The following is a 326-nucleotide window of genomic DNA, read 5'->3' as shown; positions in this document are numbered from 1 at the left end:
CAGCTAATGAGATCAAAGATATGGCCACATTAATTGCTACCGCCACTGAAGAGCAAAGTAGCGTCGTTGCAGATGTGGGACGTAATATAGAGCAAATTAGAGATATAAGTGACATAGCAATGCGTGAGAAAATTGATACCGAACAAGCAATAAAAGGGCTCGCCACAAGTGCACAAACATTAGGGATCTTAGTTGCAACCTTTGAAAAACACTGGGAAAGTTTGTTTCAGTTAAAAGCCTTATTCCCTGGTTAGATATAATAGATGATGAAACATGTAGCTGGATTTGGCGTTATCTAACAGAAAAAATAGATGAGGCGGCAGAGG

Annotated in this window: 1 pseudogene; it reads left to right on the top strand. The window is 39.9% G+C overall.

Going from position 1 to position 326, the window contains the following annotated elements:
* Positions 1–254, top strand: a pseudogene (locus tag CWB85_RS22175) (hypothetical protein); the annotation flags it as partial.
* Positions 255–326: the final 72 nt, after the last annotated feature.

It is taken from the genome of Pseudoalteromonas sp. S1727, assembly GCF_005886375.1.
Lineage (GTDB): Bacteria > Pseudomonadota > Gammaproteobacteria > Enterobacterales > Alteromonadaceae > Pseudoalteromonas > Pseudoalteromonas haloplanktis.
The sequence above is the reverse complement of the archived record's forward strand: the minus strand, read 5'-3'. Positions and strand labels throughout refer to the sequence as shown.